4 protein-coding genes are annotated in these 4,158 nt (G+C 68.4%); all 4 read right to left on the minus strand.

The window, feature by feature from the left end; translation table 11 throughout:
* Positions 1-179 precede the first annotated feature (179 nt).
* Positions 180-1,823 (minus strand): chaperonin GroEL, encoded by a 1,644-nt coding sequence (gene groL / locus A612_RS06475; protein WP_040436247.1) that lies wholly within the window; start codon positions 1,821-1,823, stop codon positions 180-182.
* A gap of 29 nt (positions 1,824-1,852) precedes the next feature.
* Entirely contained in the window at positions 1,853-2,143 is a 291-nt protein-coding gene (gene groES / locus A612_RS06480) for a co-chaperone GroES (protein WP_019373697.1), read from the minus strand.
* A 210-nt stretch (positions 2,144-2,353) separates the two neighbouring features.
* Positions 2,354-3,391, minus strand: coding sequence for a bifunctional nicotinamide-nucleotide adenylyltransferase/Nudix hydroxylase (locus A612_RS06485; RefSeq protein WP_019373698.1), 1,038 nt, complete (start codon positions 3,389-3,391; stop codon positions 2,354-2,356).
* 11 nt (positions 3,392-3,402) lie between these two features.
* A partial coding sequence (pncB, locus tag A612_RS06490) for a nicotinate phosphoribosyltransferase (protein ID WP_019373699.1) occupies positions 3,403-4,158 on the minus strand: 756 nt, incomplete at its 5' end.

The following is a 4,158-nucleotide window of genomic DNA, read 5'->3' on the forward strand; positions in this document are numbered from 1 at the left end:
GCTGGCCAGCGGCGACACCGGCGGGCTGGACGCCTCCACCGCCAGCTTGCTGCAGCAGCTCGCGTAGCCCCGCACCAGCGCCGCGCATGAAAAAACCCCGCCGGTCGCGAGACCGACGGGGTTTTTGTTTTCCCGGGTGGGGAGGGGTGAGCGGCCCGGCAGGGCCGCTCAGGCCGGCATTACATGCCCATGCCGCCCATGCCACCCATGCCGCCCATGTCGGGCATGCCGGCAGGGGCCTCGTCCTTCGGCGCCTCGGCCACCATGGCCTCGGTCGTCAGCAGCAGCGACGCCACGGACGCGGCGTTCTGCAGGGCCGTGCGGGTCACCTTGGTCGGGTCCAGGATGCCCATCTCCAGCATGTCGCCGTAGGTGTCGTTGGCGGCGTTGAAGCCATAGTTGCCCTGGCCTTCCAGCACCTTGTTCACGACCACCGAAGGCTCGCCGCCGCCGTTGGCCACGATCTCGCGCAGGGGCGCCTCGATGGCCTTCAGGACCAGCTTGATGCCGGCGTCCTGCTCGGCGTTGTCGCCCTTGAGGTCACCGATGGCCTGGCGTGCGCGCAGCAGCGCCACGCCACCGCCGGCCACAATGCCTTCTTCCACGGCAGCGCGGGTGGCGTGCAGCGCGTCTTCCACGCGCGCCTTCTTCTCCTTCATCTCGACCTCGGTGGCAGCGCCCACCTTGATCACGGCCACGCCGCCGGCCAGCTTGGCCACGCGCTCTTGCAGCTTCTCGCGGTCGTAGTCGCTGGTCGCTTCCTCGATCTGCACGCGGATCTGCTTGACGCGCGCCTCGATGTCCTCGGTCTTGCCGGCACCGTCGATGATGATGGTGTTTTCCTTGCCCACCTCGATGGTCTTGGCCTGGCCCAGGTCGGCCAGCGTCACCTTCTCCAGCGACAGGCCCACTTCCTCGGCGATCACCTTGCCGCCCGTCAGGATGGCGATGTCCTCCAGCATGGCCTTGCGGCGGTCACCAAAGCCAGGTGCCTTCACGGCCACCACCTTCAGGATGCCGCGGATGGTGTTCACCACCAGCGTCGCCAGGGCCTCGCCCTCGACGTCCTCGGCGATGATCAAGAGCGGACGACCGGCCTTGGCCACCTGCTCCAGCGTGGGCAGCAGGTCACGGATGTTGCTGATCTTCTTGTCGAACAGCAGCACGAAGGGGTTGTCCAGGATGGCGGCCTGCTTCTCGGGGTTGTTGATGAAGTAGGGCGACAGGTAGCCGCGGTCGAACTGCATGCCTTCCACGACATCCAGCTCGTTCTCCAGGCTCTTGCCGTCCTCGACGGTGATCACGCCTTCCTTGCCCACCTTGTCCATGGCGTCGGCAATGATCTTGCCCACCGACTCGTCGGCGTTGGCCGAGATCGCGCCCACCTGGGCGATTTCCTTGCTCGTCGTGGTGGCCTTGGACTGCTTCTTGAGCTGCTCGACCAGGGCGACGACGGCCTTGTCGATGCCGCGCTTCAGATCCATCGGGTTCAGGCCGGCGGCCACGTACTTCGTGCCCTCGCGCACGATGGCCTGGGCCAGCACGGTGGCCGTGGTGGTGCCGTCACCGGCGATGTCGTTGGTCTTGGAAGCCACTTCCTTCACGAGCTGGGCGCCCATGTTCTGCAGCTTGTCCTTGAGCTCGATTTCCTTGGCGACCGACACGCCGTCCTTGGTCACCGTGGGGGCGCCGAAGGAGCGCTCGAGCACCACATTGCGGCCCTTGGGGCCAAGGGTCACCTTCACGGCGTTGGCCAGGATGTTCACGCCCTCGACCATGCGGGCGCGGGCATCGCCGCCGAACACTACGTCTTTTGCTGCCATTTCAATTCTCCAGATTCAACAAATGTTGCTTACTTCTCGACAACCGCGAACAGATCGTCTTCCTTCATGACCAGCAGCTCCTCGCCGTTGAGCTTGACGGTCTGGCCGCTGTACTTGCCGAACAGCACGCGGTCGCCAACCTTCACGCTCATCTCCATGCGGTCGCCGTCCTCGTCGAGCTTGCCGGGGCCCACGGCCAGCACCTCGCCCTGATCGGGCTTCTCGGCAGCGTTGTCGGGGATCACGATGCCCGAGGCGGTGGTGGTCTCGCTCTCGATGCGCTTGACGATCACGCGATCGTGCAGGGGGCGAAGCTTCATTGCGTTTCTCCTGTGAAGAACATGGTTTCGACGGTACAGACAGGGCGCCCGCGCAAGAGGAGGGCGGGAGCCTGGGATTGCAGCAGGGGTCTTGTTAGCACTCGCCTGCTTCGAGTGCTAATGATAAGGGTGTTTGGCGCGATTTCAAGAGGGGTCGCGCTACCCCTGCAAGTTGTTGCGCTGCGCTCGGGGGCGCATCCGCAGGCGGCTTCACGGGGCGGTCGTCAACCCCAGGAAATGGTCCACGATATGGAAGTGGTCCTCGAAAAACTCCGCCTCCAGCCCGGCCAGCTGGGCGCTGGGCAGCCACAGGGCTTCGCCCGCGTCGTCACCGGCGCGTACCGCGGGCGGCGCACCGTCCTCCAGGACGAAATGGTGCACGTGGGTGATGGTGCGCCCGCGCTGGCTGCGGTCCGGATGGTCGAAAACGGCCACGGAGCGCAGCGCGGCGCGCATGGCGGCTTCCGAGACGGGCCAGTGGGTTTCCTCGGTCAGCTCGCGCAGGCAGGCCTGCCACAGGGTGTCGCGCGGCTCCACGAAACCGCCCGGCAGCGCCAGCAGGCCGCGCCCCGGCAACCCGCCGCGGCGCACCAGCAGCACGTGGCCCTGCGATTGCACCAGCGCATCGACGGTGACGAAGGTGGGCGGGTAGGGCGCGCAGGCCCAGGAGGCGCGGTAGTCGCGCAGCATGCGCCATTCCTGCTGGAGCTGGGTGTGGATCGGGGTGTCGGTGAGACGTTCCAGCAGGGCGCGGGTGGCGGGCGGGATGCCGTTTGCCAGCGGCGCCAGCGCGGCGTCGAGCCCGCCCGGGGCGACCCCCAGCCAGGCATCGCGGATGGCGGTCGCGTCCATGCCGTCCTGGCGCGGCAGCTCGATCAGCTCCCAGCCGGGGAACCACGACAGGTAGCTGCTGCTCGCGTCCTTGAAATGACCGACCAGCGCGATGCGCGCGCCGGCGGGCGCATGGGCGGCGACGGCGGCCTGGACGGCGGCGCTCCAGCGGTCCTGGTCGTAGTAGTCGCGCACCGGCAGCGTGACCAGGCGTGCCGCTTCGTCCTCGGGCAGGGCGGCGCGCAGCATGGCCTCGCGCTCCTGCCAGCTGAAGGGATTGCGCGGGGTGCGTGCCTGGTGGGCCGAGCCGAGGATGACGATGACCTGCCGGGCGCGCGCCAGCGCCTGGCGCAGCAGGGCCAGGTGGCCGATGTGGACGGGCTGGAAGCGGCCGATCAGGAGGGCGGTGTCGTGCATGGGCGGGCGGCTCAGGCGGCGATGCCGAAGACCTGGGCCAGGTAGGCGAGGAAGGTGGGATCGTCGCACAGGGTCTTGCCGGGGCTGTCGGAGAGCTTGGCCACCGGCTGGCCGTTGGCGCGCACCAGCTTCATGACGATCGACAGGGGGGTGAGGCCCATGTCGTTGGTCAGCTGCGTGCCGATGCCAAAGCCCAGCTGCACGCGGTCGCCGAAATGGCGGTACAGCGCGAGTGCCCGCTCCACATCCAGCCCGTCGGAGAACACCAGCCGCTTGGTCGCCGGGTCGATGCGCAGGCGCGCGTAGTGGGCCAGCGCCTTCTCGCCCCAGGCGAAGGGGTCGCCCGAGTCGTGGCGCAGGCCGTCGAACAGCTTGGCGAAGTACAGGTCGAAGTCCGCCAGGAAGGCGTCCATGCCGACGGTGTCGGTCAGGGCGATCCCGAGGTCGCCGCGGTATTCCTGCACCCAGGCCTCAAGCGCGGCCTTCTGGAAGTCGCGCAGGCGCACGTCCAGCGCCTGGAAGGTCTGCAGGTATTCGTGCGCCATGGTGCCCATGGGCACCAGCCCCAGCTCGCGCGCCAGCAGCACGTTGCTGGTGCCCTTGAAGCAGCCGCCCGCACCGCCCAGCGCGCGCGCAAGCGCCTGCACCACCTCGCGCTGCCAGGCGCCGCTGTAGCGCCGGCGCGTGCCGAAGTCGAACAGCTCGAGCGGGTGGCGCAGGGGCGGTTCGGCGCGGGCGGACTGCAGCCGGGCGATCTTGGCGGCGAG

Origin of the sequence: Melaminivora alkalimesophila (genome assembly GCF_000282995.1) — a bacterium.
GTDB classification, from domain to species: domain Bacteria; phylum Pseudomonadota; class Gammaproteobacteria; order Burkholderiales; family Burkholderiaceae_C; genus Melaminivora; species Melaminivora alkalimesophila.